The organism is Shewanella holmiensis (genome assembly GCF_025370255.1).
In the GTDB taxonomy this organism is placed as follows: domain Bacteria; phylum Pseudomonadota; class Gammaproteobacteria; order Enterobacterales; family Shewanellaceae; genus Shewanella; species Shewanella holmiensis.
The window spans coordinates 62,421-78,400 of the sequence record NZ_JAMTCD010000013.1 but is presented as its reverse complement, the minus strand read 5'-3'; the positions used below and the strand labels follow the sequence as shown (position 1 = coordinate 78,400).

The window sequence follows — 15,980 nt, the reverse complement described above, 5'->3', positions numbered from 1 at the left end:
CGACCTCAACCTTTTTGATGAATTTGAAGCGGTATTTTCTGATGCTTCCCCACCTTTTACCTAAGCCGTCAGTTTCATATTGGTGATAAAACATCAGTATATTTTCTGAGTTTAATGGCACCATTTTTTACATAATCATTATTTTGATTGTTTTTTAAAGTTTTTTACTTTTTTATCACTTAAGTCTCAATTTAATAATGTTAAAACTGATTATTTTTCAGTGACTTATCTTTTTGTTGTTTTTTGTTTGATGTGTTTGAATGGTTCAGTCCATCAAATGCGATTCATTTAAACATTCCTCCGACGATATTATCGCTTCCAAGGCAAAGAGAGACATTTGGGTAATACCAGCGTCACAGTGTTCTGGTAGCTTGATGTGGTTTCTCACCTGTATCTATAAACCAGCGATGTTCCTTTAAAACATCGTCCCTAATTTAGTTAACAATGAAGGCAGCATTGATTATGAGTACTATCAGCAATCTTTTTGCTATTTCGCCCTACATTGCACTGTTTATTACACTCGCACTGGGGTACCTAGTCGGTAAAATAACCATAGGGCGTTTTGTCCTTGGTGGTATTGCCGGAACCTTATTGATGGGTGTGTTGATCGGTCAATTTGGTGTGCAAATAGACCCTGGTGTCAAAACCATATTTTTCGCTTTATTTATCTACGCCGTAGGTTATCAAGGCGGCCCACAGTTCTTCGGGGCATTAAACTTTAAAACGATTAATATTCTGCTTTCAGCAGTGGTGATGACAGTTACAGGCTTAATTACTGTACTAGTTGCAGCCAAGTTATTCGATTTAGACAGCGGAACCGCCGCCGGTCTTGCGGCGGGTGGCTTAACTCAATCAGCCATTATTGGTACTGCTGGTGATGCGATATCTCAATTAGGTGGCATGACCGAAGAAGCTAAAAGCTTGATGCAAACCAATGTTGCAGTAGGTTATGCCGTAACATACATCTTTGGTTCGTTAGGCCCAATTTTAATGGTGTCATGGTTAATTCCATCATTCATGAAGTGGGATATCCGTGAAGAAGCACTAAAGCTAGCTGAAAAAATGTCTGGCGGTAAGCCTGAGCTGGCGCCAGGTGAATTTAATGCGATGACAGATCTTGTGTCACGTGCTTATAAAATTCCAACAGACAGTCAATTAATTGGTCAAGATATTCAAACTGTAAACGGTGATCTGCTTGATACCGCTATCGAAATGATTTCACGTGATGGTCAAAACATTGAAATTGATAAATCAGTGGTGATAAAAGCGGGTGACATCTTAGTGGTAACCGGTCTTCGCCAAGCTATCGCTGGACACATAGAGTCAGCCAAGCATGAAGTGGCATTACCACGTGGCACCGTATTAATTGAAGAAAATCGTCAACTTGTTGCTAATGACAAGCAATTAATTGGTAAAACACTTGCACAGATTAAAGCTGAAACTAACGTGGATACCTTACGTGGTGTGTATGTTACCGACGTGATCCGTGGTGGTAACTCGCAAAATATTTCAGCCGACTTTATCGTCCATAAAAATGACATTATTCAAGTTACGGGCTCTGCAAAAGATATTAACCGTATCGAAAAAAGCATTGGTAAGCGTTTAGTTTCATTATTTTCAACTGACTACGTACTGTTTGGTTTAGGTATGGTAGGTGGCTTATTGATTGGTCTGATTAACTTTGAAATAGCCGGTATTCCAGTCACGATTGGTTCAGGTGCAGGTTGTTTGGTTTCAGGTCTGTTCGTCGGTTGGTTACGTAGCCGTAAACCTAATATGGCAACACTGCCATTAGGGGCTTCTAACTTCTTACGTGATTTTGGTTTAGCCGTATTCGTCGGGGTGGTGGGACTACAAGCAGGACCTCAGGCAATCGATATGGTTAAAGAAAACGGTTTAACCTTATTGTTCCTAGGTGTCGCGGTAACCATTATTCCACAAATTGTTTCGTTCTTGATTTCGTACTATGTACTCAAGATTAAAAACCCGATTGAAGCGCTCGCTTGTGTTGCGGGAGGCCGTAGTGCTAACCCAGGCTTTGCAGCCCTACTTGAAAAAGCAGGTAATGCGACACCAGTATTTGCTTTCACGGTCACTTACGCCATCGCCAATGTATTACTCACCCTTTGGGGTCCAATCATTGTCGGCATTATTTCAACCCAATAATTACCCTAGATAGTCGATGAGAGTGACGTCTCCTCTTATCGACTATCACCCCAAATTCACCCTTTTAAATTGATAAATAGGTAAAATATTATGACTACATCAAACACCCAAGCGTTACCAACAATCGATTTCACTAAATTCGCTAACTTAAGCCCATTTGAGTTAAAAGATAAATTGATTGAAGTGGCTAAAGCCGTTCCAGATCGTATTTTATTAGATGCGGGTCGTGGTAACCCAAACTTCTTAGCGACCTTACCGCGTAAAGCATTCTTACGTTTAGGCGATTTTGCTATCGAAGAGTCAGAGCGCAGCTACTCATACTTAAACGAAGGTTTTGGTGGTATTCCTGATGGTGTTGGCGTTGTAGAACGTTTTGACACTTTTGCAAAAGAAAACCTAAACAGAGATGGCGTTAAGTTTTTACAAAAAGCAATTAGCTATGCTAATGACCGTTTAGGCATCGATAAGCAAGCTTTTTTACACGAATTTGTAAACGCGTTTTTAGCCTGTAACTACCCAGTTCCTTCACGTATGTTAACCAACATTGAAAAAGTGGTTAAGCAGTACATAGGTGAAGAAATGTATGGCCCAATGCCAATGACAACAGACTTTGACCTGTTCGCTACTGAAGGTGGTACAGCATCAATGGCTTATACATTTGCATCAATGTTTAACAATGGTTTACTTAAAAAAGGTGACAAAGTGGCGTTAGTGACGCCAATCTTTACGCCTTATTTGGAAATTCCAGAGCTTGTTGAATATGAGCTAGAAATTGTTGAATTACGCTTAGATGAAAAAACATGGCAGTTACCCCAATCTGAAATTGAAAAATTAGCAGATACCGGGATCAAACTATTGTGTGTGGTTAACCCTGCAAACCCTGCATCGGTTAAATTTTCAAACGATACGCTAGACCGTTTAACCGACTTTGTTAACACACAGCGCAAAGACTTGTTCATCATCACAGATGATGTTTATGGCACATTTGCAGACAACTTTATTTCGCTATTTGCCAAACTGCCATACAACACCTTATGTGTGTATTCATTCTCAAAATACTTTGGTGCAACAGGTTGGCGTTTAGGTACTATTGGTATTCATTATGAAAACGTATTTGATGATGCAATGCGCGCGTTACCAGAAGCACATCAATTACAGTTAGATAACCGTTATAAAACGCTAACGCCAGAACCAAGAGACATTAAGTTTATTGACCGTATCGTTGCCGATAGCCGTGCTGTAGCCCTAAACCACACAGCAGGTTTAGCATTACCACAACAAGTGCAAATGGCATTATTTTCATTAAGTTGTTTAATGGATTTAGAAGATAACTACAAAGCGGCCTGTAAACGTATTATTCGTGAACGTTACACAACCTTGTATAAAAACATGGGCGTTGAAATTGAAGAAAACGAAGACCGTGTTGATTACTATACCTTACTCGAGTTAGACACATTAGGTGGCAAACTTTACGGTGAAGAGTTTGTACAATGGTTTAAAGACAACAACAAAGGTAAAGACTTCCTCTTTGTGTTAGCACACAAAACCGGGGTGATTTTACTTCCTGGTAAAGGGTTTGATGTTGTTCACTCTTCAGTACGGGTATCACTAGCCAACTTAACTCACCATGATTATGAGCTAATTGGTCGTGAAACAAGAGCCGTGCTTGATGCTTATTATGCAGAGTATCAAGCTCGCTAGTCGAATTAAGCCTTAGCGAGTGAAGCCGTTCATCCACTAAACAAAAAACGCCAACATCATGTTGGCGTTTTTTTGTCTGTAAAAAAGCTGACAAACAATACCCAGTGTACAAGCGTCAAAACGTTAATACGGTTCGGTGCTGTAGTGCAACCCTCTACCCCAATAATCAACTCCCACCATTAACGCTAAAAATCGACACACTGGGCAGGACTTATGTAAAACTATGCAAAGTTAGATCATAGCGGTATTAATTAAATAGTGATCTATTTAGAATCAAATACGTAACAATTTCACTCCATTAAGTCATTAATAAAAATAAAAATGGATTTACCGTTAATGAACAGACATTTTAACCTTCTGGCTGTTACAACTGCCTTAGTTTTCTTAATGGCTTGCAGTAGCGCTTCATATGTGGATGACCCTTTGGTTAAGCCACAACTTCCTCTGTCTTGGCATACCGATGCTAAGTCACTTAAAGACAATCAAACTTGGGTTACGCCAATTGCAACAGAGCAGTTGTTTGAGCTGATCAGTATTGGGCTAAATCGCAACCAGCAATTGATCCAGCTTGCGTTAGACGTTGAAGTCAAAAAGCAACAGCGCAATATCAGTGACTCAAACTTTTGGCCCGAGTTAAGCCTTGCCGCCAATAGTCGTAGAAGTGGTGATAATGACACTCAGTCAACCATCAACAATCTGAGTTTAGATCTCAGCTATGAATTAGACATCTGGGGCAAGTTATCTGATAGTGCCAGAGCATCAAAATTAAATTTATTGACCGCGCAGGCTAACTATCAACAAGCAAGAGATTCATTGGTTGCCGATGTGATTATCGCCTACTACAAAGTGGTAGCATCGCAAGAGTTAGTTAAGCTTTTTGAACGCCGAACTGAGAACGCTCAACTGAATTTTGAGATTATAGAATCGGGCTATCTACAAGGGCTAAATACCGCGCTTGATGTATATTTAACTCAAAATGAATTCCACAGTGAAAATTCAAATCTTTTGTCACAGCGCAGCCAACTTAATAAAGACATAAGAACTTTAGAACGTTTGTTAGGTGGTTATCCAGCAGGGGCGTTAGTGATTGATGCCGCACTGCCTTTATTGCCTCAGGGGATTAAAATTGGCGTGCCCAGTGAGTTAGTTAAACGTAAACCTCAACTACAAGCGGCTTGGTATCAGCTGTTGGCACAAGATGCTTTGGTCGCTTATACACAAAAACAACGCTACCCATCATTACGGTTGGGAGGCGATATCAGCAGTGTTAGCAGTGACATTGGTAACCTATTAAATGGGGATTATAGCTCTTGGTCGGTGTTTGCTGGAATTACGGCACCCATTTTTAATGCTGGCCGGTTAAAGTCACAAACTGAACAACAAAAACTGATCCTCAAACAACAAGAACAGCAGTACTTAAGTACACTATTTAGTGCTTTTGAAGTGGTTGAAAATAACCTCGATCTCGATGCCAGTCTGCAGCAACAATATCGTGCTACGTTAAAAGCCCAAGATAATGCGCTTCAAGCTGAAACCTTATCGTTTGAGCAATACCAAAGTGGATTGGTCAGTTACACCACGGTATTGGATGCTCAGAATCGTGCATTTGTGGCTCAAAGCTCCGTCATTAGCTTAAAAAACCAAATTATTGCCAACCGAATCGGCTTACACCTTGCGTTGGGTGGCGATCTTGATGCCAGTGTTACAGAAGAAGAATAAAATATGATGAATAAGAAATACCTTATCCCAGTCGGTATTATTGTCTTGGCTATTGTGATCATTGCACTTATCACTGCAAATCCACCCACCTCAAAGCGTGGAAAACCAATGGCTGTTGCGGCCATGACGGTTGAGACTCAAGTGCTTAACCCCCAAGATTATCAAGTTCAGGTGGGCAGTTTCGGGGTGGTAAAGCCACGAACGCAAAGCTCGTTAGTGACTCAGGCTTCTGGGCAAATCCTCTCCATTAGCCCTAATTTTCGTGAAGGTGGCTTTTTCGAAAAAGGTGAGGTGTTAGTTCAGCTTGATGACAGAGACTATCAAGCGGAAGTTAAAATTGCTGAAGCGGGATTACTACTGGCTAGACAACAATTACTAGAAGAGCAGGCGCGAACTAATCAAGCTTTGGCTGATTGGCAACGTCTTAGCAACGGCCGAGAACCCACTTCACTTGTGTTACGTGAACCGCAATTAGCGGCAGCAAGAGCTGCTATGCTATCTAACCAAGCGAAACTTGATAAAGCCAACTTAGCATTAGAGCGAACTAAAATCGTAGCACCTTTTTCGGGACGTATTTTAGAAAAGCATGTTGATATTGGTCGAGTCGTGACAACCAATGGGCAATTGGCAATTATCTATGCCACCGACTATGTCGAAATTCGTTTACCTATAAACAATAGTGATTTATCGCTAGTGGAACTGCCTGAGCAAGGTAAGTCTGAAGTGGCTACTGTCACCTTTGAATCAGACTTAATCGGGATCCAGAATTGGAAAGGACAGTTAATTCGCACCGAAGGTGCCATAGATAGCAGTTCACAACAACTTTATGTGGTTGCGCAAATTGACGAACCTTTTAATTATCAAAGTAATCAACCTATTCCGTTAAAAATAGGCCAATATCTGACCGCAAATATAGCCGGTAAAAAATTAGATCAAGTGTTAGTTATTCCTACGAAAGCGATATATCAAGGCACCTATGTTTACGTGGTTAACGATGGCAAGTTATTACGTAAAGAGGTCACCACTCTCTGGCAAAATAGCCAAGATGCAGTCATTAAGACCGGTTTAAACCGTGGTGATGAGCTGGTTATTACCACTCTAGGGTTAGTGAGTTCAGGTACACCTGTGACGATATTAGCAAAGACAAAACCCGGTGATTCACCTGCAAAAGCAACCACTAACCAGGAGCCACTAAGATGATTGCTTGGTTTACTAAAAACCATGTCGCAGCCAACCTATTAATGTTGCTGCTGTTGGTATTAGGTTTAGGCTCCCTTTCAACGCGTATTCCACTTGAAGTCTTTCCCACGGTTGAGTCTGAAATGGTGTCGGTAGGAATATCGCTTCGTGGCGCTACGCCTGAAGATGTTGAAAAAGGGGTTACGATTCGTGTTGAAGAGGCGGTGCAAGATCTTGAAGGGATTAAAAAAATCACTTCTAATTCTTCAGAATCATCATCTCAAGTGTTTATTGAGGTTGAAAGCGGTTACGACCCTCGTGAAATGTTGGCAGACATAAAAAGTCGTGTTGATGCCATTAACACCTTTCCTGTTGATGCTGAAAAACCCGTTGTTGCCCTAGCCCAGCGTAAGCGTGAAGTCATAGCCGTAACGGTTACAGGAAAATATAGTGAAAAAGAGACCAGACAATTTGCCGAAGTTGTACGTGATGAGCTGCTTCGCCTTGATGGGGTAACACAGTTAGATTTAAGTGGTGTGCGTGACTATGAGGTCTCGCTAGATTTATCACAAAACAAATTGCGCCAATACAATTTAACCTTAGCAGAAGTCTCCCGTGCCATTAATGCTTCAAGTACTGATATTTCTGCGGGTAATTTAAAAACCCAAGGTGGTGATATTTTATTGCGCTCCAAAGGCCAAGCATACTACAAGGATGAATTTGCTAATATTGCCATCAAAACAGCAGCTGATGGCACCATTATTCGGCTAGGAGATATAGCCAATGTGGTTGATGGCTTTGAAGAAACACCTGTCAGAACTCGCTTTAACGGCCAGCAAGCCGCTTTTATTGATGTTTATCGTATTGGCCAGCAAAGCGCGATCGATGTTGCCGATAAGGTCAAAAACTACATTGATTCGCGTCAGGCAACACTACCTGAAGGCTATGGATTAAGTTATTGGGATGATGATTCTGAAATTGTAAAGAACCGCATTGCAACCTTAACTAGCAGTGCACTGCAGGGCGGAATATTAGTACTCTTGCTATTGACGCTATTTTTACGGCCGTCAATCGCATTTTGGGTGTTTATTGGTATTCCGGTATCCTTTATGGGCGCTTTTATCTTTATGCCCTTTTTTGGTGTATCGCTCAATGTAATCAGTCTTTTTGGATTTATCTTAGTGTTGGGGATTGTGGTCGATGATGCGATTGTCACTGGCGAGAATATCTACACTCACCTTAAAACGGCTGAAAATGGTGAGCAAGCAGCGATATTAGGCACACAAGAGGTTGCCGCGCCGGTGACCTTTGGCATTCTCACAACGGTAACGGCATTCTTACCTATGCTGTTTATTGAAGGCACACGCGGTGCGATATTTGGGCAAATTGCTATCGTGGTGATCCCCGTATTATTGTTTTCACTCATTGAATCTAAGTTCGTACTTCCCGCTCATCTTAAAAATATTAAATTGCGTCATGAGAAGGAAAACTACAACAAACTAGAACAACTACAACAACAATTTGCTGATGGTTTCGAGCGGGCGATTATTCAGTTTTATCAACCCATTTTACGTATCGCATTAAAGCATAAAGCCGCAACCTTGAGTTTGTTTATCAGTGTGTTATTCATCATCGCGGCTTTATTAGCAACCGGATGGACTAAGTTTACTTTCTTCCCGCGCATCCCTAGTGAAACAGTGCGACTAGACTTGACCATGCCAGCAGGCACCCCCTTTGAAGTGATCAATGCTCATATCATTAGCATTGCTGCCAAAGCTGAATTTTTACAAGAAAAGTATACCGATGAGGACACGGGTGAAAGTGTCATCATTAATATTTTGGCCACCACAGGTGGCCGCGGCGGTATATCCAATGCGGGTGAAGTGCGGTTTGAAATAACACCAGCAGAGAAAAGAAAGTCAGACATTACCTCTCGGCAATTATTGAGCGAATGGCGTCGCAGTGTTGGCGAAATTCCTGGGGCAGAATCTGTCACTTACCGTGCTGAAATTGGACGTAGTTCTGATCCTATCGACATACAACTCAATGCTAACTCTCTGGATACGCTTAGTGAAGTTGCAGATAAAGTGAAAGAGCACTTAAAAACCTATCCGACGGTGTTTGATATTTCAGATAGCCTGTCTAATGGTAAAGAAGAGCTGTTAATCGAACTAACGGAACAGGGAAAAGCGCTAGGGTTAACTCGTCAAGAGGTTTCCAGCCAAGTAAGAAGCTATTATTTTGGTTCAGAGGTGCAGAGGATCCAGCGTGGACGTGATGATGTTCGAGTTATGGTGCGTTTACCGCTTAACGAACGCCAGTCATTGGACGACCTTAAAAAGGTGTTGATCACTACGAGTCAGGGAATGCAGGTGCCGCTAGGCCATGTGGCGACAATGACTTCAGGAAAAAGCCCATCAAGTATTCGGCGTATTGATCGATATCGAGTGTTAAATGTGACTGCAGACGTCGATAAAGAAAATACCAATATGACGGTACTGCAAGCGGATCTGAAGGATTACCTTGATAATTTAATGGTGCAATATCCAGGTGTTAGACATTCGCTAGAAGGAGAAGCTCGCGAGCAAAGTGATAGTTTTGGCTCGTTACAATGGGGCTTGGTATTTGTTTTATTTATGATCTACAGCCTATTGGCGATACCTTTTAAATCTTACATTCAGCCACTTATAGTGATGAGTGTGATCCCATTTGGTTTAATTGGTGCCGTCATAGGCCACTGGTTTATGGGCTCACCTTTAACCATATTCAGTATATTGGGAATGCTGGCTTTAGTTGGGGTTGTGGTTAACGACTCACTGGTGCTGGTAGATTTTATTAATAAAAAACGCGCAGAGGGCATGGATTTAGTGCAAGCCGTGTTAACCGCAGGAGCCAAACGATTTAGGCCTGTAATGCTGACCAGTTTAACCACCTTTATGGGGCTAATGCCGCTGCTTTTAGAACAATCGACCCAAGCACAGTTTTTAATCCCCATGGCGATATCATTGGGCTTTGGGATTATCTTTGCCACTTTTATCACCTTGATATTAGTGCCTGTTAACTATTTGGTGGTTGAACGTCTAAAAGGTAATAAAGTCAACCAAGCCCTTTTTGATCAACAATATACTGATAGCTTTAGTTAACTAGCCGAGTTATCAAATAGATTAAATGTTTTATTAAGCCAGTAGGTATCCCCAACTGGCTTTTTTATCCATTTAATTTGGGCTTCGCATGATTAAACTTAGAAGTCGCTCATTAATGATAAATCGCAATGGATTGCTTAACTAAAGCGTTAAGTGTCCGAAGTTTTTTCAGGCGCTAACCTAATATAGGTTTGAGTGGGTTTAGAATAACAAGTCTAACTGATCAGCCTGATTGGGCGCTGGGTCGATTAAATTGATTGTGGGTAAATCGCTTAAGGTGTCTATTAGCATGTCATTTAAGCGTGCGGCTAATTCTGGGGCGTACACATTATCAGGGGTATGGATAAAGACATAAGGCTGTTTACCTTCAGTAATCCACAGGGCCAGTTTATTACACCATTTTTGAAAAAATGCACTATTAACATCTTCATCTAATTGGCCAATAAAACGCACCACAGGCTGATTTGCTGTGGCAATGGGATGCACAGGTACCTTAGGCTTTTTTTGTTGAGCATCAATTAACACAGGGTTGTTAGGAACGGCGGCAAATAGTGGACGGCTATCCATAATAATGCGATTACATTGATGTTCGAACAGTAAACGATTGAGTGCTTTTTCCGCTTCGCCTTTGCTAAAAAATGCCCGATGACGTACTTCCACACCAAACTGCATATTGGCTGGTAGTTGTTGTAAAAACGTCGCTAAAGTGGGAAGTGCATTTGGGCCAAACGTTGCTGGTAGCTGAATTTTCCAAATGGCGGTTTTTTCAATTAATGGCGCCATGACATTAAAAAAATGGCTTAAATCTGCTTGGGCATTTTGCAGTTGTAAATCATGGGTGATTTGTTTGGGTAATTTAAAGGTGAACTTAAATGTATCTGGCACAGCATCACGCCAAGTCATTGCTGTAGCAAGTTTAGGTAAAGCATAAAATGTAGTATTGCCCTCCACGGTATTAAATATTTGTGAATATTGGGCTAACCGCGCTGAGATGGGCGCATCGCCGTAAAGGCTTTGTTTCCACTGTGTTTGAGACCACATGGCTAAGCCTAATCTTAGCAAAGGTTCACACTTCATTGGCTGTTACCTATTAACTTATCTTAGTAAAATGGACATTTATGGTCTTTTGGGGCCATAAACCGATAAAAAGACACTTCTTAGTGATTACCCATCTATCTCAACACTATCGCTATCTGATAAAATGCAGTGGCAATTTTGTGTTATATTCAAATTGCGGGTGCATTGCTGGCATGTTGTCAGAGTTTTGGTTTTCAATGGAGTGATTGTGTCAGATCCAAATCTAGATATGAAGTTTGATAATTATCGGCCTCAATCTTCTCAACAAAAGCAAAAAGCCAAATCTAGCCGTAGAGGTAAACTGCTGTTTATCTTTCTTTTCATTAGCTTATTAGTGGCGGTGGGTGTTTTTGTTTCCTTTGAAGTTAAAACCTCTCACTATCAATCTAAATTAGTTAACCATTACGGTACACAGTTGACTTATCAGGTGGTGCCTTTTGCTAGCGATAAAGTGATTTATCCGCAGTATGGGCCATTTGATATTCGTCATGGCTACACTAAGTTACCCCAGTATATAGATAAATTGGTTAAAAATGGCTTCATTATTGAACAGCAAGCCAGCTTTTCGCCCATGTTGATGGACTACACCCGCTATGGCTTTTTCCCGCCATACCATGAAAAAGCCCAATCAGGTTTAATCATTAAAGACTGTCGTGATGAGAATGTATTTGATGCACTGTATCCAAGCAGAGCGTATCAAGATAGTGATCTTATCCCCAGCGAAGTCACTAATACCTTATTATTTATTGAAAACCGTGAGCTATGGAATCCTGAGCCTAACCACAACCCCGTGATCGACTGGCCACGATTTGTGGTTGCCAGCATTAAGCAAATTGCCGAAAAAGTTGGCGTTAATATGTCAAAAGCGGGTGGCAGTACATTGGCGACCCAGATTGAAAAATTCCGTCATTCTGAGTTTGGTTTAACCTCCAGTATTGAAGACAAGTTACTGCAAATTGGCTCGGCGATGGTGCGCGTGTATCAGCAAGGTGAGAACACCTTGGCAGCAAGGCAGCGGATTGTTCAAGACTACTTAAACACAGTGCCGTTATCTTCAGCGCCAGGCTTTGGCGAAGTTCATGGTATTGGTGATGGTTTATGGGCTTGGTTTAAAACCGATTTTAATCGAGCAAATCAGTTATTAATGTCGCCGCATAATCCTAAAACCGCTGATGAACGTGGCCAGGTTTTTAGGCAAATTGTGGCATTAATGATTGCCCAGCGTCGCCCCTCTTACTACCTATTACAGGGGCACGATGATTTAGAAAAACTGGTTGATAGCCACCTACGTTTACTGGTGAGTTATGCACTAATCGACCCGCAATTGATGAACTCGGCGATGCAACAAAAGCTCAAGTTTGACCGCCGTAAAGGTGTGCCAGACAAGCCGAATAACAAAGGGGTGAATGCAGTGCGGATAAGAACCGCAGGCATGTTATCAAGCAACTTATTTGATTTAGACCGCCTAGATTTAACCGTGCAATCAACTTTCCATGGTGATTTACAGCAGCAAGTGGGTGATTACTTACGTGGCCTAGGCACTCAGGAGAATGCCCAGAAAGTTGGATTGTTAGGTGAGCGATTACTTACCCCAGATCAACTGCCTAACGTGTTGTATAGCTTTACGTTATTTGAAAAAGATCGCGGTGTGAATCGGGTGAGGGTGCAAACCGACAGCACCGACCAACCTTTTGATATTAATGAAGGCAGTAAGCTTGAATTAGGGTCAACCGCCAAGTTAAGGGTGTTAGCTACTTACCTTGATATTGTGGCTGAGCTGCAACAGCGTTTTGCAGATAAAACTGTGGCCGATTTATACCGTATAGATGTAGAACCTAAAGACAAAATTACTCGTTGGGTGGTCGATTATCTCATTGAAACCCGTGACAGAAACTTAACCCGTATGTTAGATGCTGCATTACAACGAAAGTACTCGGCATCGGTTGATGAGCGTTTCTTTACCGGAGGTGGTTTGCATGCGTTTAACAACTTTCAAAAGAAAGAAAATACTCGCAACCCTACGTTATATGAAGCCTTACAAGACTCAGTAAACTTGCCGTTTGTGCGCCTGATGCAAGACATAGTTAACTACAGTAGCAGTTATAACAGCGAAGGTAGTATGGCGCAGTTACTGCGAAATGATAAAGATCCGCGCCGTGAAGAATACTTAAAAGCCTTTGCCAAACGTGAAGGCAGCACTTTTGTCCGCCGTTTTTATCGCAAATATCAAAATTTAGCCCCACAGGCCAGATTAGAGACTTTCTTTAATGGTGTGCAAGCGTCTGAACATCGCTTATCGGCTACTTATCGATACTTACAACCCTATAAAAGTACCGAGGATTTAAAGCAGTTTTTGCGCGAAAGAATGCCTGAAAAACCGCAAACAGATAAGCAGATCAATAGCCTATACAATAAATATGGCCAAGATAAATTCAATTTGGCCGATCAGGGCTTTATTGCGCGGGTGCATCCATTAGAATTATGGGTTTTAAGCTATTTAAATGATTACCCTGATGCCAAGTTAACCCAGGTGTTAGAAGACAGTCAGGCAACACTGCTTGAAGTTTATCGCTGGTTATTCCGCACTCGTCATCAAAATGCCCGTGATCAACGGATTAAAGTGATGTTAGAGGTAGAAGCATTTTTAAGTATCCATCAGCGCTGGCAACGAATGGGGTATCCATTTGATTTTATCGTGCCTTCACTCGGTTCTGCATTAGGCAGCTCTGGCGATCGCCCGGCGGCACTTGCCGAGTTAATGGGTATTATTCAAAACGATGGTGTGCGAGCCCCAACCATGCGCATTGAAAAATTGCACTTTGCCCAAGACACTCCGTATGAAGTGAAGTTTGCTAATGACATTAAACAGCCGATTCAAGCCTTGCGCCCTGAAGTGGCAATGGCGTTAAAAAATGCTCTCGCCAATGTGGTTGAAAAGGGCACTGCAAGACGCTTAAAAGACAGCATTATCAATGCTGAGGGTCATATTGTACGCTTAGGAGGTAAAACGGGCACAGGTGATAACCGTATTGCGACTGAAATACGCAATGGCCGCAAAGTGTCATCTACCGCGATGAACCGCACCGCAACCTTCGTGTTTTACTTAGGTGATAACTACTTTGGTACCTTAACCGCCTTCGTACCGGGATCCAAAGCAGATGATTTCAGTTTTACCTCAGCATTACCTTTGCAAGTGCTTAAGGGCATGTTGCCAATACTGACACCGCAATTGTTCGCTACTCAACCTTTATGTTTAGCCGATGAACCTGAGTAAGCATTATACTGATTGTTGATGAATTGTGGCTTAGATTGTTTAGCCGCAATTTATTCAACCGAGCCACGCGTTATCTAAAACAAGAAAAAACCACTGTCGCGACACGTGCTAAAATTGACAGTCTGTTACTAGAAACAAGCCAATAAAAAAGTCAGCTAATAATAGCTGACTTTTTTTATCTCCGTTAGTCTACTCAACTTAACGGATTAACACCTATGGTTGCAGGCTTAAGCAAATGCTTCCTGAAGTGATGGCACAACTTGCTTTTTACGGCTTAACACACCATCTAACCACACTTTACCATCTACCGTCGCTTTGCCATAAGCACGCTCAGTTAAGTCGGCACTGTCAGAAATAACCAGCATTTCACTGCCTTCTTTCATAATATCAGTCAGTAGCAATAACACACTGTGACGATTGCCTTCTTGTTTAAGTGCCGCAATATCTGCTGCTAAATCAGCTTTAATAGCATCAAATACAGCTAAGTCGATTACTTCTAATTGGCCAATACCCACTAGATTACCGTTCATGTTGAAGTCTTTAAAATCACGCATCACAAGATCACGTACAGGTGTACCTTCAACAGCAGACTTCACTTTAAACATGTCCATGCCTAATTCTTTAAAGTCTTCAATGCCGGCGATTTCAGCTAGTGCTTCAACGCAACGAATATCAGCAGTAGTGCAGGTGGGTGATTTGAAAATAACGGTATCGCTTAAAATGGCACACATCATGATGCCAGCAATGTTTGCTGGAATTTCTACTTGATAGAAATCATACATCATCTTAATCACAGTGTTACTACAGCCCACTGGACGGATCCAACACTCTAACGGTGTAGATGTGGTTAAATCGCCTAGCTTATGATGATCAACAATACCTACGATAGTGGCTTGAGCTATATCGTCTGGCGCTTGGGTGATCTCAGAATGGTCAACAATATAGACATTTTCGCCAGCGTAACTGGTTTTATACTCAGGAGCGTCAAAGCCAAAACGGTCTAGAATAAATGCCGTCTCAGGTGATAACTCACCTAAACGTGCAGCAATTGCAGGTTCGCCAATTTGATTTTTTAAATAAGCTAACGCGATTGCACCACAAATTGAATCTGAATCAGGGATTTTATGACCCACTACATACATTGACATTGTTAAGACTCCTCTAAATTTGCGCCGATTTTAGCAAGATTTAAATGCTTGACCAATCCTTATACGAAAAAAAGCTATTATGGCGAGTTAAAAACCTCACATAAGCCGTCATTCCAACCTCGCGTTGAGCTTAGGTGTGCTATAACATCAGCATTCACATGCTTTGCAATGGAATTTTTATGTTACTGGGTATTCATCATGTGGCGATTATTTGTGGCGATTACGCCCGCTCGAAGCACTTCTACCATCACATACTTGGTTTGCCTATTTTAGCTGAAAACTATCGCGCTGAAAGGGACTCGTATAAGTTGGATTTAGCCTTACCCGATGGCAGCCAAATTGAGCTTTTCTCGTTTAACCATGCGCCAGTTCGCCCCAGTTATCCGGAGGCACAAGGGTTACGCCACTTAGCATTTAAGGTTGATGATATTGAGCAGGTTGTCGCGTATTTGGTGTCACACAATATCGATGTAGAGCCAATTAGGGTTGATGAATACACAGAAAAACGCTTCACGTTTTTTAATGACCCTGACGGTTTACCTTTAGAACTTTATTCTCACCACTTTTAAGGCA

At 41.7% G+C, this 15,980-nt stretch carries 9 protein-coding genes; 7 read left to right on the top strand and 2 right to left on the bottom strand.

What is annotated here, in order from left to right:
* Window positions 1–462: 462 nt before the first annotated feature.
* The 5 genes from aspT (at window position 463) to NE535_RS11230 (ending at window position 9,908) form a co-directional block, all read left to right on the top strand.
* The gene (gene aspT, locus NE535_RS11250) at window positions 463–2,166 is read left to right on the top strand and encodes an aspartate-alanine antiporter (RefSeq protein ID WP_261298730.1); all 1,704 of its coding nucleotides are present in this window, start codon (window positions 463–465) and stop codon (window positions 2,164–2,166) included.
* A gap of 90 nt (window positions 2,167–2,256) precedes the next feature.
* Complete coding sequence (locus NE535_RS11245) at window positions 2,257–3,867, top strand: bifunctional aspartate transaminase/aspartate 4-decarboxylase (protein ID WP_261298729.1); 1,611 nt, start codon at window positions 2,257–2,259, stop codon at window positions 3,865–3,867.
* Window positions 3,868–4,203: 336 nt separating this feature from the next.
* Window positions 4,204–5,586 carry a TolC family protein gene (locus tag NE535_RS11240; protein ID WP_261298728.1) on the top strand — a complete coding sequence of 461 codons (1,383 nt, stop codon included), beginning with the start codon at window positions 4,204–4,206 and terminating at the stop codon, window positions 5,584–5,586.
* 3 nt (window positions 5,587–5,589) lie between these two features.
* Window positions 5,590–6,786 (top strand): efflux RND transporter periplasmic adaptor subunit, encoded by a 1,197-nt coding sequence (locus NE535_RS11235; RefSeq protein WP_261298727.1) that lies wholly within the window; start codon window positions 5,590–5,592, stop codon window positions 6,784–6,786.
* The gene (locus NE535_RS11230) at window positions 6,783–9,908 is read left to right on the top strand and encodes an efflux RND transporter permease subunit (protein ID WP_261298726.1); all 3,126 of its coding nucleotides are present in this window, start codon (window positions 6,783–6,785) and stop codon (window positions 9,906–9,908) included. The genes NE535_RS11235 and NE535_RS11230 overlap by 4 nt, the downstream gene beginning before the upstream one ends.
* A gap of 201 nt (window positions 9,909–10,109) precedes the next feature.
* Here the strand turns inward: NE535_RS11230 and NE535_RS11225 are convergent, their stop codons facing one another.
* On the bottom strand, window positions 10,110–10,985 hold the full coding sequence (locus tag NE535_RS11225; protein WP_261298725.1) for a DUF72 domain-containing protein: 876 nt from the start codon (window positions 10,983–10,985) through the stop codon (window positions 10,110–10,112).
* Between the two features lie 208 nt (window positions 10,986–11,193).
* Between NE535_RS11225 and NE535_RS11220 the strand changes: the two genes are divergently transcribed.
* Entirely contained in the window at window positions 11,194–14,259 is a 3,066-nt protein-coding gene (locus NE535_RS11220) for a transglycosylase domain-containing protein (protein WP_425347455.1), read from the top strand.
* 227 nt (window positions 14,260–14,486) lie between these two features.
* On the opposite strand, the gene NE535_RS11215 is transcribed toward NE535_RS11220, so the two are convergent.
* Window positions 14,487–15,407: a manganese-dependent inorganic pyrophosphatase gene (locus NE535_RS11215; RefSeq protein ID WP_261298724.1), complete on the bottom strand. Its 921-nt coding sequence runs from the start codon at window positions 15,405–15,407 to the stop codon at window positions 14,487–14,489.
* A gap of 179 nt (window positions 15,408–15,586) precedes the next feature.
* On the opposite strand from NE535_RS11215, the gene gloA2 reads away from it, so the two are divergent.
* Window positions 15,587–15,976 (top strand): SMU1112c/YaeR family gloxylase I-like metalloprotein, encoded by a 390-nt coding sequence (gene gloA2 / locus NE535_RS11210; protein WP_261298723.1) that lies wholly within the window; start codon window positions 15,587–15,589, stop codon window positions 15,974–15,976.
* Window positions 15,977–15,980 lie beyond the last annotated feature (4 nt).